Origin of the sequence: Pseudomonas bohemica (assembly GCF_002934685.1) — a bacterium.
GTDB lineage: Bacteria > Pseudomonadota > Gammaproteobacteria > Pseudomonadales > Pseudomonadaceae > Aquipseudomonas > Aquipseudomonas bohemica.
Genome location: NZ_NKHL01000020.1, coordinates 1 through 309, shown reverse-complemented (window position 1 = coordinate 309; position 309 = coordinate 1). Strand labels below are relative to the sequence as shown.

Below are 309 nucleotides of genomic sequence, written 5' to 3'. Positions count from 1 at the left end.
AGACTCTCCGGACTACACGGGTTTCTAATCCCATTTGCTCCCCTAGCTTTCGTTCCTCAGCGTCAGTTACAGCCCAGCAAGTCGCTTGCGCCACCGGTGTTCTTCCAGATATCTACGCATTTCACCGCTACACCTGGAATTCCACTTGCCTCTACTGCACTCGAGTCTGCCAGTATCCAATGCATTTCCGAGGTTGAGCCCCAGTCTTTAACATCAGACTTAACAAACCACCTACGAACTCTTTACGCCCAATAAATCCGGACAACGCTTGCATCCTACGTCTTACCGCGGCTGCTGGCACACTGCATT

General features: G+C 51.5%; 1 rRNA gene. It reads right to left on the bottom strand.

From position 1 onward, the window contains the following. Positions 1-309 (bottom strand): 16S ribosomal RNA (locus tag CE491_RS30045); the annotation flags it as partial.